The organism is Paenibacillus sp. J5, from assembly GCF_054955055.1.
Genome location: NZ_JBUEDD010000008.1, coordinates 147,796 through 163,601, shown reverse-complemented (window position 1 = coordinate 163,601; position 15,806 = coordinate 147,796). Strand labels below are relative to the sequence as shown.

The following is a 15,806-nucleotide window of genomic DNA, read 5'->3' as shown; positions in this document are numbered from 1 at the left end:
CTCTCCCCGCCTTTTCGCCCCATGCTGCGTTGCTTTTTCTTGACGTACCCCCGGTACGCCTGCGAAAAAGCGCCTTGCCTGGAACGAAAATTCGGCCAGATCTGTTCCGTTCAGAGTGTTCAGACACGCCCTAGCTCTTCCATACAGTAATAGCCGCTAATCACAAGGGGTTCCCCAGTGTTTAGCGGCTTTGCTATGTCTTCCATGGGAGCTATTCAGGTGGGAGGATAGACAGCTATTCAACGGACTTCAACGATCTGACTTCAGACTCAGATAACCCACTTGCCTTAACGATAACCTCGATCTCCACGCCCATGGCAAGCAGGCTCCTCGCCATCTCAATGGCCTTGTTTCGCTCCCCCTTGGCTAAGCCTTCGGATAGCCCTCTCTCCAACCCTTTCTTCATCCCACGTTCTGTTGCCCATTCAATCATGGAGGCTTCGTCATGCAAATATTTTTGCCGCTCTTCATACAGACGGCGGGCTTCCTGATCCTGACTTAGAAACTCCAGCGTATCCATTGCTTTCTTTAATGTAGGCTCGTTCATTTGAAGCACCTCCCAATTTGACTTGTCGGCTCCTTTCAAGAACATTAACCAGTTGATCAACCCGCCTTCCATCGGCAGTGTATGATTATCCAGCTTGGTTAACTCCAAGAAATGGATTTCAATATCGTCGCTCAATTCGATTCCCGTATGGTCTTCCCTCAGATGAAACACATTATGATAACGGTCGTTCGTAATAAAAGAATAGTTCAGAATATTGATTGTGACGCACTTCTTTTTATTTTATCATGCTTTTCATCTCAAGTTGTATCTAGACGTCTTTTTCCGACTAACGCTAAGGAAGTCAAATTCCTGACGGCGTGGTATACTATAGGTATGATGCGTAAACAAACAACAGGGGAGCCTGCCGCAGGACACAAGATTTGTATTGCATGCGGGCAGGCCAAACCTATACCTCATTTTCTCAGACGAAGCGGCGGCAAGCGTCGCGGCACATGCCGGGACTGCCGCCGCCTGAACTCAATAGAAGCATCGCTGCAGAGCGTCCATGTGGAGCCGCCCTTGAGCAGAGGGGATGAAGCTGCGCCACCGGAGCCTGCCGAGCGGCTCTCCGTATCAAGCTTAGAGCAGGGCGGTACAGCCGTATCTGAGCCTCAGCGCAAGCGCAAGCGGAAACGGAAGCGGAGAAGCAAGCGAGCCACCCCATCCGACAAGGCCAAGCCACAGCAGCCGCTAGCGACACGCAGCGTGCGCAGAGCTGGACAGCACAGCCAGGCGCTTCCGCCATTAGCGGAGCACAAGGAGGCGGATGCGTCTGGCCTTAGACCAACTCGCGGCGGTTTTATTCGCATGCGCGGCAAGACGGATAACGGTCGCAGTTGGTATCAGGAGATCGAGCTGGAGCTGGCTGCAATTCTTGTCCGAGAGCGTGCCGCGGTCATGGTCAATCCCCATACGATCAGGAGAATCTATGCGAACAAGGAGTTCCGGCGGCTGATTCTGGAGCGTGATGCTTACACCTGCTACTTCTGCGGTCAATATGGCGATACGATCGACCACCTGGTTCCCCGCGCCAAGGGCGGACATACCACACCGCTTAACATTGTCTGTGCCTGCAATGAATGCAATCAATCGAAGGCGGATCAGGATCTGGACGTATTCACCAGCAAGAACGAATGAGTGGCATGTAGCTCAGTAAATCCAACAATTGAAGCAGCCGGAGGGCTGCTTTTTTGACTCCATACGAGATGCCCCGATGTGGATGACAGCAGGACGGGATGCCGCAAGCGGCATCCCGTCCTATGTTACTTCAGAATAAATAATTCCTCGACCGAAACTCCTAAAACCTTTGCCATCTTAATGGCTAGTACTGTACTTGGTATGAACTTGCCATTCTCAATCGTGTTCACCGTCTTGCGGGTCACCCCGATCAATTCTGCGAGCTGTTCCTGCGTCAGCTTCAGCCTGGCTCGCTGCACCTTGATTGTATTCTCCAGAAGTTCCTCACTCATCGTCGAGAACCTCATCCTTGTCCACAATCAAGTATCCGGCTAGCGCGCCGATGACCCCAATGACGAGCAATACATGCAGCACAAGCCGGGGATTCAATTCAACGTATAAGCCGAGTACAAGGGAAACTCCGATCGCCACGAGCAATATCCAAAAGCCTGCTGCAAAGCTCTTCAATCGGAGCAATTGATAGTACTCATTGTTCAATGACATGGCCAGTTGACGCTGCTTTTGCATGCGAACAGATAACAGGACAATCTTTACAAGGTAATATGCCCATACTATCGCACCAATAAGTGAAATCGTGGTCACGATGATGGTGATGAACTCAAGGGTGAATACATGCAGATAGTGGAACAAATAGGCTAGCTGCCATACTGCAAAACCGATCAGACTTCTTTTGATGAATTGTCCCCTGTTCTTCTCCAACTGTGTAACTTCAGATGCCAACTTCATCCCCTCCTTCAATATGTAACCTATGCTACTCATATTATCACCTTAGAGTTACATATTCAAGTTAGATTTACGAAGCGCGGTTGGTATTGGATGAGGATAGCTTCGCCTCACATCATAGCTTGCTCTCTCAATATCTTAGATCGTATATGGAATAAGCAGTGTTCGAACGAAAGTTCTGATAGGATTATGTTCTCTGTAATGGTATAATTTTCATTAATACTTATTTTTTTCATATCAATAGAAGGGGGTTGAATAGTGACTGTACCTGCAAAAAACACTCGGCATGGTCTGTCTGAAGCTGTCGAAGTTAGTAGGAGAGGCTTGCCGCCATCGTCCATGAATGAGGAACCAGATCAATGTCAGAGTGAGCGTGCCGAATTGAGCTTTCGCTTGGAGGCAAGCATGGTCTCGGCTATAACAGCACTTATCCGCCAACATGAGCTGTGTATGGCTTCATTTCTGACGACGGTGTGGTCTGTCCTGCATGCTCATTATGTTCATGATGATGAGATAGCCGTCTGGCATTGTATGTTACCAAATGTAGCAGAGGCGGCCTGTACTCAGCATGATCCGATTCTACTATCCATACACCGTGAAGATCAGTGCTATGAGTTGGTTCATCGAGTGAAGACGCAGATGGATGATAGAAATAGTGCTGAAGCATGTTCCGTAGACACGCTAGACACGCTAGACACACTAAGCACGATGAGCAAGATAGACACAACAGAGGCGATCGACGCGATGCTGTCAGAGGGAGGCTGCCTTGCTGGTCTCGTACAAGCGCGCTGGAGTCCATTCAGCAGCCTCGCCGGGGGCGAGCTGAGCCAGCCGATGATCCAATTCGTGTATGAGTACCGCCAGGGCGAGCTGGGGTATACGATTCTGTATGATCGAAGAAATGTCGATGAAGCGCAGATCGCTGCGCTCGGGGGACAATTCCGAGTTCTGTTGAGCGGTATAGTACGCGACCCGGAGAAGCCAGTGCTGTCGCATCCGTTCCTGACGGCAAGTGAAGGTGAGCAGCTCCTGAGATGGCTGGAGACGGACAAGGCCTACGCCAGGCACAAGACCGTTCATCAATTCATCGAGGAACAGGCGGCCCATACGCCGGAGGCCATCGCCTTGGAGTTCCGTGAGCAGAAGCTTAGTTACGCGGAGCTGAACCGTAGGGCGAACCGTGTTGCCCGTATAATCAGGGATACGCTCCTGGCGGTTGGGGGGCTGGAGCAACTGCAAGCAATCCCGGTAACCCTGGTTATGGACCGAAGCGCAGATGTGCTGCCCGCCATACTCGGCGTGATGAAGGCCGGGGGCGCTTATCTGCCAGTGGACCCCGCCTACCCTGAGGAACGGATTCGGTTCATTCTGGAGGATGCACAATCGCAAGTAATTCTGACCACTCGTCGATTAGCAGCGATGCTGCTGCCGATGATCCATCAGATCGGACAGGCGCAGTCGCAGATAATATGTGTTGACGAGTGTCTTGCACAGTATGGAGGATTAGATGAGAATGTGGGCGTTCAGGTTCAGCCAAGCGATCTGGCCTATGTCATCTATACGTCCGGCTCCACAGGGAAGCCAAAGGGAGTGTTGATTGAACATCAGGGGCTTGTTGCATTAATACCCTATTTGATTGACGGGCTTAGTCTGACTCCGAATACAAGGATGACGCAATTTGCTTCGATGAGCTTCGACGCCTCGGTTTTTGAGTGGCTCGGAACGTTAGCGAGCGGTGCAACAGTCGTGGCGCTGGCGGATGACGAGCTTCCGCCTTATGCCGATATGACGGAAATACTGGCGCACAAAAATATCCATGTTACGTTTTTGCTGCCCTCCATCATCAAGACGATGACCAAGCGGGATTTACCTGCCCTGCGACTGATCATCTCAGGAGGAGAGGCTTGCTCGCCTGATCTTGTGATGGCGTGGGGCCGGGAGCGGTTGTTCATGAATGCATATGGCCCGACGGAAGCGACCATTATTAGTGCGGTTGCGACTTGCAAGCCAGGCGTAGAGGTGACAATCGGCAGGCCTGTATCCAACCGACATCTGTTCGTACTGAATCCTGCCGGGAATCCTGTTCCGGTCGGCGTTCCCGGTGAATTATGGGTGGGCGGCATCGGGCTGGCCCGAGGCTACTTGAACCGGGAAGAGCTGACGAAGGAGCGCTTCGTACACAAGGAGCTTGTGATGGGGGACGGTCTTGTTCCCCGGAGTCAGAGGCTTTACAGAACCGGGGACATCGTGAGATGGACGGCGGACGGGGAGCTCATCTATCTGGGTCGCAGTGATGATCAGGTCAAGATCCGAGGCTATCGCATAGAGCTTGGAGAGATCGAGAATCAGCTTCGGAGCTATCCGGGAATCGGGCAATGCCTGGTCATGGCGTGGCACGACGGACAGCATCAGAAGCTTGCGGCTTACTACACATCCGTTGCCGAGCTCAAGGAGAGCGCATTGATCCAGCATCTGACCACCGTCCTGCCAGCTTATATGGTTCCTGCTTCCTTTTGCCGGCTTGAGGCTTTCCCCTTGAATACCAGCGGCAAAATAGACCGGCTCGCGCTTCCGCATCCGATGGCGATGGAGGAAATGGCAGCGCAGACGGAGATCGAAGAGGGAGCAGACGAGCTGGAGCAGCGGCTGCTGGAGGTTTGGCGGCAGTTGCTTAAACGGCAAAATATCGGCGTCCGCGAACACTTTTATGCGGTCGGGGGAGATTCGATCCTTGCTATTCAGTTGGTGTCTATGGCGAGAGAGCAGGGTATCCTCATCACCCCCAGACACCTGGCGGAGCATCCGAGCGTCAGGAAGCTAGCGGCTGTAGCCGTCTGGCAGAGCGATCATGAGCCGAAGGAGCAGGATGATGATCGGGAGGGCGAATTCGGGCTGACGCCGATCCAGCATTGGTTCTTCGAGCAGCGGCTTGAGGAGCCGCATTATTTCAATCAGTCCCATATGCTGGTGCTCAGCCATTGTGACGCTGCAAGACTGGAGTTTGCTGTTAATCAGTTGATCCGGTGGCACCCGGAGCTGGCGATACAATTCCTGCGAAGCGGGGATACGTATGTGCAGCGATACCGGAGAGATGTCAGTGTGGAGGTAGCCTCCTACACGATTCGCGAGGCTGAGGAAGCGGATACGGAGATTGCCGCCATCTGCGCACGGTGGCACAGGGAGCTGGACTACGAGTCGGGTACGATGATACGTGTCGGAAGAATCGAGGGACATCCTGACGGTCGGCTCCGTCTGTTTCTGACGGTTCATCATCTCGTCATCGACGGGGTGTCCTGGCGCATCCTGCTGCAAGACCTGGCTCAGCTCTATTATGGCGCCGGGCTGCCTCCGGTTCCAGGCTCCTTCAAGCAGTGGCAGGCAGCCATCATGGAGTATGCATCCAGGGAAGCAACGACCCGCCATGTGGCGTACTGGATGGAGGTGCTGAGGCAAGCGGACGCCTTCTCGTTGCCGGTCGATTATAGGGCAGGCCGCAGCAGTTGCTCGGAATCGGCGGAGCTCGTGGCAACGCTGTCCGCAAGCGATACCCACCGTCTGCTGCATCAGTGCGCTCATGCTTACCATACCCGAATCAACGACCTGCTGCTTACAGCATGGACGCTCATGCTGTCCGCCTGGTCGGGGCTGGATACGGTTGCCTTTCGGCTGGAGGGGCATGGACGGGAGCACTGTGTATCGGATCGGGACATCACGAGAACGGTGGGCTGGTTTACGTCGATGTTTCCTGTCTGTATCCAGATGCCGACAGACCGTTCGTTAGGCAATATGATCCGATCCGTCAAGGAGCAGCTACGCCGAATCCCTGACCATGGCATCTCTTACGGTGCTCTGCGGTATTGCCATTCCTCGGAGCAGGTGCGAGCCTCGCTGACAGGTGCCGAGCCGCAGGCGTTATTCAACTATCTCGGTCAGTTCGATTCTGCGGAATCAGGGGGAGATGAGGAAGCTGGCCAGTGGCTCCGCTTCACAAGGGATGCCGCACAGGATCATAGCTCTCCCGAAAATCACGGCACCAGTCTGTTGGAGCTGAACTGCTCCATCATTCAGGGCAAGCTGAATCTGTATGTGAAATATGCTAAGCGCCATTACGAGGAAGCGACGATTGCCCGCCTGACCGAAAGCTTCATCTCATATCTGCTGCTGGTCACTGAGCACTGTGCGAGCCAAGAGATGGCAGGGTATACGCCAAGCGATTTCCCGTTCGTGTCGCTGAATCAACAATCGCTGGCTCAGATCGTACACAATCACGGGCTCCATGGTCTGAATCAGGTGCTGCCGTTAAGTCCGATGCAGCAAGGGCTCTTGTTCCATTATCTCGATCATGTGTCCTCTGACCAATATGTCGTGCAATGCAGTTGGAAATACAAGGGGCAGCTCGATGCCGATCGTTACCTGGAAGCGTGGCAGCGCGTCATGGATGAGAATGATTGCTTGCGTACTTGCTTTGTCTGGGAAGGGCTGGATGAGCCGGTTCAGTGCATCGTTCAGCACGCCAAGCTAAGCTGGACAGTGGAGGACATCAGCTCGCTCACGCAGGAGCAGCAGCATGCCTGCTACGAGCGGTGGATGACGCAGGATCGTGCTCGCCGCTTCGATCTGCGGCAGCCTGCGCACCGCCTTGCGCTCCAGCGGAATAGTGCGGAGGAGTGGACGGTGGTCTGGAGCTACCATCATATCGTGCTAGACGGATGGAGCCTTCCGCTGCTGCTGAACCGTGTTCATGACCTGTATGCCTGCTCCGAGCAAGCGATAGCGCCTCAGCGTAATCCCTCCCTCTCCTTCGAGCCCTATATACGGTGGCTGATCTCGAAGGATCGAACAGAGGCCGAAGAGTTCTGGCGAACCTACCTGGCCGAGCTCACCGAGCCGACACCGCTGCCCATGGACAGCAGCGGCCAGAGCTTCGATGCGCACCAGCCGATCCGCACACAGCAGGTGGAGACGCTGCAACTGGACGCAGATTTTACCGGACGCATCGCGGCGTATGTGCGTCAAGCGCAAATAACGCTCAATACATTGGTGCAGTTCGCCTGGGGAAAGGTGCTGCAGGTGCTTCATGATGTGGAGGTGACGGTATTCGGCATGGTTGTGTCCGGTCGTGGCTCGGACCTGCCTGCAGCGGATCGGATCACCGGACTGCTCATTAACACGCTCCCGCTGGTTATGAAGTGGGACACTGAGCTCTCTGTCACTCGCTATGTCCAGGAGCTTCATCATACGATTCACAAGCTGAACGATTACTGCTATGTGAATCTGACGGAATTGAAGAGCTGGAGTGCCCTGCAGAGCTCCACGCTGTTTCACAGTATCGTAGCCTTCGAGAATTATGTGAACGACTATCGCCAGCCTGCAGGTGAGCTTCACATGATGGGGATGGAGGAGAGTGAGAAAACGAATTATCCGCTCACAATCACCATTGCCAGCGATGGAGAGCAAGTAACGATCAAGCTGATCTATGATGCAGAGCGAATGGAGCAAGACGCGGTTCGCAGGCTGACAGCCTATCTGCATCACGTGCTGTATGCTGCGGTCGAGCATCCTGATGGCGCGGTCTGCGACATCTCGCTACTGTCCGAGGACGACCACAGGCGTATCGTCTACGATTGGAACCGTACCTTCACCGAATATCCGCGGGAGAGCTCCGTAGCCGAGCTGTTCGAGGAGCAGGCTCAGCTACGCTCGAACCAGCCTGCCGTCATCGCTTATGATCAGACGCTCACGTATGAGAGCTTGAGCCGATTATCCCGGCATGCGGCACGCCTCCTTGTGGAGGCGGGAGTGGATCACGGTCAATATGTTGGTGTCTATCTGCCGCGTTCTCTCGAATTTATCGTTGCCATTCTCGGTATCCTGAAGTCCGGCTGTGCTTATGTGCCGATAGACCCCGATGTCCCGATAGAACGTACTCGTGATCTGATCCGGGATGCGGGGCTGGAGACGATCATCACTCTGCGCAGCGAGACGGAACGTGTGATCGAGGCGGGACAAGGTCATCGCTTGAAGCTGATCTATGCGGAGGCTTTCGCCGTTGACGCTCCTGTGGAGCAAGAGCACGAGGACAACAGCGCTGCACGAGCGACTGCCGCTGATCTGGCCTACCTGATGTACACGTCAGGTTCAACAGGCAGACCGAAGGGGGTGATGGTGGAGCATCGCAGCATTATCCGTCTGGTGAAGAATACGAACTATTACCCGTTTGCCGAGCATATGAGGCTGCTCTATACCGGTTCGCCCGTATTTGACGCTTCAACCTTCGAGATATGGGGCACGCTGCTGAACGGGGGGCGCTTGTTTGTCGTATCCAAGGATGATCTATTGAATCTCCTTCTGTTGAAGCAGCGGATGAGGACATGGGACATCAACACGTTATGGCTCAGCACGGCCTTATGCCATCAGTGGATTGAGGAGGATGTCACGATGTTTGCCGGGCTTCGCTCGCTGCTCGTAGGCGGAGAGACGCTATCGGTCAAGCTGATCTGGCGTCTGCGTCTCGCACACCCTGCGCTGCGCATTCTGCATGTCTATGGCCCGACGGAGAACACGACCTTCTCGACCAGCTATCTGCTTGAGTATCCTGACAATGGGGCCCAAGGCAAGGAGCAACAAGGCAGTGAGCATCCCGAGATGGAGCAGCGTGGCAATGAGCATCGCGGGTTCGAGCTCCCTGCAGAGCGTCATATCCCGATCGGCAGACCGATCAGCAATACGACCTGCTATATTCTAAATGCCAAGGGGGATGCTCTGCCTATCGGCGCTGTCGGTGAAATCTGCGTAGGAGGAGATGGCGTCGCACGCGGCTACTGGAGACAGGAGGAGCTGACGCGCGAGGTATTTGTTCCGAACAAGTATGCCTCTGCTGAGGATCGGGATAAGGGGAGGAACCTGGTTCTGTACCGGACAGGCGACCGCGGTAGATGGCTGGCGGACGGTAATATCGAATATATCGGGCGGAGAGATGGCCAGTTGAAGCTTCGGGGCAATCGGATCGAGCTTGGGGAGATCGAGTACCGGCTTAACAACTCGCCTGCAGTCAAGCAAGGGGTTGTACTCGCCCGAGAGATGCTGGGAGAGCTTCGCTTGATTGCCTACTATACATCTGAAGCGAAGGAGCAGGGGGATGCCATCTCGGCCTATATGGCCAGACATCTCCCGGCCTATATGCTGCCTTACCGGTATGTGGAGCTGGCTTCCTTCCCGCTGACGGTCAATGGCAAGGTAGATCGGAGGCAGCTTCCGCTGCCGGAGGCGCAACAACTCCGCGACGGAGCTGATCCTGCTCCTGAAGTCATGACAGACCTGGAGCAAGAGCTGGAGCTGATCTTGCGCCATGTATTGAAGCTTGCTTCCATACGCAAGGATGAGGAATTTTATGCGCTTGGCGGGCATTCGCTCCATGCGCTGCGTATCGTCAGCATGCTGCACAAGAACGGGCATGCGGTGACGGTCAATCAGATTATGCGGGAGCAGACAATCGAACGGCTGGCTCGCTCCTTGAGCGAGGCGCCAGCAGAGTCGCCGGGCGCCGGCGTTATCGTTACAGATGCCCAACGAGGGTCATCGGAGCTGAGGACGTACCCCCATGATGGATTCCCGCTATCGGCCGTGCAAAGACGGTTCTTCACCCGAGACTTGAAGGAGCGCAACCTGTTCAATTTCCCTTACATGGGACTGCTCAAGCGACCCATGACCCGCGAAGAGCTGAGCCGGGCCTTGCAGCTTCTGGTGCAGCGACATGCGGCCTTGCGGCTGACCTTCGCCCGCTCGGAGCAGGGGGAGTGGTACCAATACGAACAGGAGCTTGACAGCGATCAGTTGTTGACCTGCATCGATCTGCGGGAGGAGACTTCTCATGATACAGTGATCTCCAATTGCTGTGTCCGTCTTCAGCAAGAGCTCAACCTGGAGAGCGGTCCATTGTGGAGAGCGGTATTGTTTGACCATTACGGGAGTGGATGCGGACAAGTATTGCTGCTCCTGTTCCATCATTCGATCTGTGACGGCATGTCATTGAAGATTATTCTGGAGGATCTGGCACTATTCAATGGATCGGGACGGGAGCATGAGGGAGCACAGCATGAGGCAGCACATCTTGGGGAAGCAGATGCAGGCAGCAGCTACCGCGATTGGTGCGAGGCGCTGACGCACTATGCAGCTAGTGGCATTCCAGGCGATGTGGAGGCCTACTGGAGAGAGGTCGTTGCGGGCGGAGAACTGCTGCGAACCGACCGGGATACGGAGGCATGGCCTCTTCACAGTCAGATGGCCACGATCACCGTGGAGCTGCTGGAGGGCAGCGAGCAAGTCAGAGCCTTAAAGGAATATGCGGCTGAACAGCAGACGAGTCCTCTTGGGGTGCTGCTCGCGGTATGGGCACAGACCTGCTATGACCTGACAGGGCAATCGGATCTGCTGCTGCATCTGATGTCCTACCAGCGCGAATCCTTCCTGCCGAAGCTATCGTTATTCCGCACAGTCGGATTTTTCGCAGGTGCATACCCGGTGCGCCTCCGCATCGGAGAGCGGGAGCTTGCAGGTGACGAGGCGGCGGTGCTGGAGCAGGTCAGAGCGATGCTGCAACAGATTCCGCATGGTGGAATGGACTACCTGGCCTTGCGGTATATCGTACCGCAGCTTCACCCGGAGGCGGAGCCGCTCGCCGATAGCAGCCGCATGCTGTTCCATTATCAATCCGAGGAAATCGCGTGGCAAGCCGATGACTTCCATGAGCCGTTAAGCTTGCCTTATGGCCATACCAATGCGCCCGATAATCCTTCAGCCTATTGGTTGAATATGACGGTTTGCTTGAGGAGGGACAGCCTGAGCCTGACCTGTTATTACAGCACGCTGCACTACGGGGAGGCAACGGCGGCAGAGCTGATGCGCCGATACGCGGCACATTTGCGCCAGTGCATCCATGCCTCAAGGTTCATTCACTCACAACGATAAGAGAAGGGAGCTTCGAGCATGAAAATCTATGAATATTGCCCGTTCTTCAACGAGAATCGGGTGGCGGAGATCAAATTGAGGGAGAATGCAAGGTGGATCGACGAGCTGCATGTCATGGAAGCGAATAAAACCTACAGCTATGCGGACAAGCCGTGGAACTTCGACCCGGCGAATGTCGGTTCGAAGGTGGTGTACCATACGCTTCATGCCGACCCTGTGTTTCGCCAGCCGGAACGGCATGCCTTGTATTTCAACCGGGAGACATGCCAGGCGGCGAACTTTGATCGCTGGTACTGGCGCTTGCTGAGCTACAACAGCGCATTTTATAACGAGGCGTACCAGCGGAGCCGGTGCTCGGAGATTTTGCGCGAGCAGATTGAGGATGACGATGTCATTATTTTGGCGGATTTCGATGAGATCATCGACAGCCGGATGGCAGACCGGATCGTCTCGGAGGTGAAGCGGCGTCAGATTATTACGATTAAAATGCACTATTCTGTCTTTTATCTGAATCTGTTCTGCCGTTCCAATCACGGTGCGCCGCATTGGAGCTATCGGGTGTTTGCGATGACCGGACGATTCTTCCGCAGCATGCCCTTCTCGGGGGACTATCTCAGGAAGAAGGGAATTGCGGAGGGGCTTTATCACGACATCTATTGTCTGGAGGAGCCAGCCGGGTTCCACCATTCATGGCTCGACTATCAACAGACCGCGCTCCCCAAGCTCCAGGCGTTCGCTGCTAATGTCAAGGACAAGAGCATCGTGAATGAGTCGTACATCCAGCAGTGTCTGGAGCATAAGAAGCTGTACTATCTCGATACGGAGCTGTATGTGGACAACGACAAGCCATTCCTGCCCGCGCTGCAAGATATTCCATCAGCGGAGCTGTTGTACTGGAGGTCTTCCTAATGGAGATCAATGCTCATGTGTCGAATCCGCTTGGCATCCAGCAGCGGAACTCATCCATCTGTCACCTGTTCGAGGAGCAGGTGGAACGCCGATCAGGTCATCTGGCCGTCGTGCTCGGGGAACAGCAGTTGACCTATGGCGAGCTGAATGAGCGCGCTAACAAGCTGGCGCGGACTCTCCGGGCGGAGGGCGTCCAGCCGGATCAACCGGTCGGCATTATGGCAGACCGTTCGCTGGCTATGATCGTGGGCCTCCTGGCGATCCTGAAGGCCGGGGGGGCATACATGCCGATTGATCCTGGCTATCCCGAGGCTCGCATCCACTATATGCTGGAGGATTCCGGAGCGAAGCTATTGCTCACCCAGGATCATCTGGGGTACCCGGCCTTCCTCGGGAATACGCTGAATCTGAATGACAGCCGGGTCTACCACAGGGATGGTTCGAATCTAGAGTCAGTCGCGGGTACGCATGATTTGGCCTATGTCATCTATACCTCAGGCTCGACCGGCATGCCTAAGGGTGTGATGGTTGAGCACCGGAATGTGATTGGGCTGGTGAAAAATTGTAACTATATTGCCCTGGATGAAACGACGCGCATATTACAGACAGGAGCTGTCGTGTTCGATGCCTCCACCTTCGAGATATGGGGAGCGCTGCTCAATGGTGGGCGGCTATGTCTGGTGAACCACGAGGCTCTATTGAACCCGGAGCAGTTGAAGGAGACGATCGACGCTTACGGCATTACAACGATGTTCCTTACGACACCGCTCTACAATCAATTGACCCAGCAGGACAGCAGGCTGTTCAGTGGCTTGAAGACGCTGCTAGTCGGGGGAGAGACGCTATCGGTCAAGCTGATCAATCGCGTGCTACGCAATCTTCCTGACCTGGAGCTGATGAGCGTATATGGCCCGACAGAGAATACAACATTCTCGACTGCCTATCGGATCGAAGGCGAGCAGAGCGGCTCCATTCCGATCGGGCGTCCGATCAACGGTTCAGCGGTGTATGTGGTTGACCCAGGAATGAACATTGTCCATGCCGGGGGATGGGGTGAATTGCTCCTTGGCGGAGAAGGAGTAGCGCGCGGGTACTTGAATCAGCCGAAGCTGACTGCCGAGCGGTTTATTGCGAGTCCGTTCCGCTCAGGAGAGCGCTGCTACAGGACAGGAGACTGGGGGCGTTGGCGGACAGATGGTACGCTGGAATTCAAGGGGCGAATCGACAGGCAAGTGAAAATGAACGGCTATCGAATCGAGCTGGAGGAGATTGAGGCGCAGCTTGCGGCAGTGGAGAGTGTGCGAGAGGCGGTAGCGCTTGTCAGGGAGGAGCGCGGAGAGAAGCAGCTATGCGCCTACTACGTGGCGGATCGCGAATTGACAGCTAGCCAGCTGCGGGCTGCACTGGAGCATCAGATGCCCGCTTATATGATGCCCTCTTATCTTGTGCAACTGGAGAAGCTCCCCCTGACGATTAATGGCAAGGTGGATCGCGAGGCGCTGCCATTACCAGAGGAGAGCTGGCAGACCGCGGCAGAGCCAGATACGCCCGCGACGGAGCTGGAGGCCAGGCTGGTGAACATATGGCAGGAGGTATTGGCTGTCCCCAGCCTGAGTGTTCTGGACAGGTTCTTGGACCTTGGCGGTCACTCTCTCAAGGCGTTGACACTAATGTCGAGGATGAAACGGGCAGGCTGTCCGGTGACCTTATCCGAGATTTATCACTATCAGTCGATTCGGGCGCTTGCTGCTCATCTTCAATCCGTGCAGCAGGAGGAAGAGGCGGGGCTCATAGAATCGAAGGAAATGCTCCTGTCCTGGCTGCGGCGGGAAACGAAGGGCAAGTACGAGCTATCCTCCTATCCGGTCCGTGATGTATTCGGAGAGACGAATCATTGGCATGTCCTGTACAGTGATGATGTGGAGCGCGATCGCGTGGATCGTCTCGTTCAGATGATGAGAGGGAGGGTGGCCAAGCATCTCCTGCCTCACTATATCGTGTCGCTGCAACGGCAATTCGAGGCTGATCCGGGTGAAACGATGGATGAGGATGCCTTGTGCCGGCATCTAGGTGTGGAGGAGGTCGATGCAGAAGAGGTCAATGCGATTCGCGCGCGGCTAGAGGCAGACTATGAACAAGTCGACCGGCAGATTCGATCAGGAGAGGTGACGCAGGAATATCCGCTTGGGGCGATCCAGCAGATGCAGATCCGCTTCCATACGCAGCCCTCCATCGTATCCTTCAAGCTGGATGAGTATGTGGATGTCGAGCTGCTCGACCAGTCCTATGCGCGGCTAGTGGAGCAGCAAGGGCTGTTGAGAAGCGTTGCTGTCCAAGGGGAGGTATGCCTGAATTGGCGGGAGTACGCCTTCCCTGCCGCCTCTATGCCGAGGCTTTGTCTGATCGATGTATCGGAGTCCGGCTCCTACGGTCTATTTATGGGCATGCTGCAGGATGTTCTTCAACATACGCGTTACCATCCTGAGCGCATCTTGCATCAGATGTTTGTCATCAAGCGGAACCTGCGCGAGCATGTGGTGATCGGAATGCTGCATCATGCGATCTGTGACCGGGTGACCACCGAGATCGTCGAGCGGCAACTGATCTCCTGCTACAGACATCTGCTGCTTCACCAAGCCCGGCCTTCTGAAGAGGTGAAGCCCTTTGCTGACTATGTGAGGCAGGTACAGCGAGGCCCGCAGCGTATTAGCGAGCAGGAATTAATATCAACCTATGAGCTGGGAGCCTTTCACCGGAGCAAGCAGGATGCCCTGCAGCGGCTGGCACATCGGACGAGTGATGAATCGCTCTCGTTCAGCGTGGCGCTTCCGACCAGGGAGCAATCTATGGGTCATGCGCTATCAATCTATACGAAGGGACTGCAGACCTACCTGGGGATGGAGCATTTTCCGTTGCTGTTCTTATACGATGGGCGGAGATATGAACAATACACGTACTATAATACCGTTGGAGAATGTATTGATTTTGTACCGCTCTTTATGGACGCAGGGTGGCAGCCGGATCAGATTATGCGCTCTGCCAATGCTCGGCTGGAGCTGTTGAAGGAGCGCAACCTTAATTTCATGCATCTGCTCATTGATCCGACTTGTCGATATGACTGGTCTGGGGTCAAGCGGTATGTTCAGTTCGGGGAGCAGTTTGAGCATCTGGACATGTTCATGTTTAATTATATGGGCAATCGTGTGAAGGGGGCGGTGCAGGACAACTACGACGATACCGTCGTGCAGCAGCCGAATCCGCTGCCGCTCCAATCGTTGTTTAACTGTATTGCAGCGTCTTATGAGGACGGGTTTATATTCTCCTTCAGATGCAGCTACACGATTGATGTGGAAGAAGTCAGGAAGGCATTCCTCAAGGCGGCGTGTGAGATATAAGATGGAAGGATAGCTTGAAGGAACCGCCCAGGAATGTTGTTATAGCATTCTTGGGCTGTTCCAGTTGC

5 protein-coding genes and 2 pseudogenes are annotated in these 15,806 nt (G+C 54.8%); 4 read left to right on the top strand and 3 right to left on the bottom strand.

Annotated elements, in window-relative coordinates:
* Window positions 1–235: 235 nt before the first annotated feature.
* A pseudogene (locus ACY1JZ_RS16060) lies at window positions 236–781 on the bottom strand (Rpn family recombination-promoting nuclease/putative transposase); the annotation flags it as partial.
* 99 nt (window positions 782–880) lie between these two features.
* Between ACY1JZ_RS16060 and ACY1JZ_RS16055 the strand changes: the two are divergent.
* Entirely contained in the window at window positions 881–1,684 is an 804-nt protein-coding gene (locus ACY1JZ_RS16055) for an HNH endonuclease (RefSeq protein ID WP_462630094.1), read from the top strand.
* Window positions 1,685–1,809: 125 nt separating this feature from the next.
* Here ACY1JZ_RS16055 and ACY1JZ_RS16050 read toward each other — a convergent pair whose 3' ends face one another.
* Both ACY1JZ_RS16050 and ACY1JZ_RS16045 read right to left on the bottom strand, forming a co-directional pair.
* Complete coding sequence (locus ACY1JZ_RS16050) at window positions 1,810–2,016, bottom strand: helix-turn-helix transcriptional regulator (RefSeq protein ID WP_462630093.1); 207 nt, start codon at window positions 2,014–2,016, stop codon at window positions 1,810–1,812.
* Window positions 2,009–2,464, bottom strand: a complete 456-nt coding sequence (locus ACY1JZ_RS16045) for a hypothetical protein (protein ID WP_462630092.1) — start codon at window positions 2,462–2,464, stop codon at window positions 2,009–2,011. Before ACY1JZ_RS16045 ends, ACY1JZ_RS16050 begins: the two co-directional genes overlap by 8 nt.
* A gap of 408 nt (window positions 2,465–2,872) precedes the next feature.
* Here ACY1JZ_RS16045 and ACY1JZ_RS16040 point away from each other — a divergent pair, with 408 nt between their 5' ends.
* The 3 genes and pseudogenes from ACY1JZ_RS16040 to ACY1JZ_RS16030 form a co-directional block, all read left to right on the top strand.
* The gene (locus tag ACY1JZ_RS16040) at window positions 2,873–11,434 is read left to right on the top strand and encodes a non-ribosomal peptide synthetase (RefSeq protein ID WP_462630091.1); all 8,562 of its coding nucleotides are present in this window, start codon (window positions 2,873–2,875) and stop codon (window positions 11,432–11,434) included.
* Window positions 11,435–11,452: 18 nt separating this feature from the next.
* Window positions 11,453–12,343 (top strand): glycosyltransferase family 17 protein, encoded by an 891-nt coding sequence (locus tag ACY1JZ_RS16035; RefSeq protein ID WP_462630089.1) that lies wholly within the window; start codon window positions 11,453–11,455, stop codon window positions 12,341–12,343.
* A 65-nt stretch (window positions 12,344–12,408) separates the two neighbouring features.
* Window positions 12,409–15,738: pseudogene (locus tag ACY1JZ_RS16030) on the top strand (amino acid adenylation domain-containing protein); the annotation flags it as partial.
* Window positions 15,739–15,806 lie beyond the last annotated feature (68 nt).

Coding starts and splice junctions, on each gene's coding strand:
- ACY1JZ_RS16050 (WP_462630093.1), bottom strand. CDS start 2,016: ATGAGTGAGGAACTTCTGGAGAATACAATCAAGGTGCAGCGAGCCAGG.
- ACY1JZ_RS16040 (WP_462630091.1), top strand. CDS start 2,873: ATGGTCTCGGCTATAACAGCACTTATCCGCCAACATGAGCTGTGTATG.
- ACY1JZ_RS16055 (WP_462630094.1), top strand. CDS start 881: ATGATGCGTAAACAAACAACAGGGGAGCCTGCCGCAGGACACAAGATT.
- ACY1JZ_RS16035 (WP_462630089.1), top strand. CDS start 11,453: ATGAAAATCTATGAATATTGCCCGTTCTTCAACGAGAATCGGGTGGCG.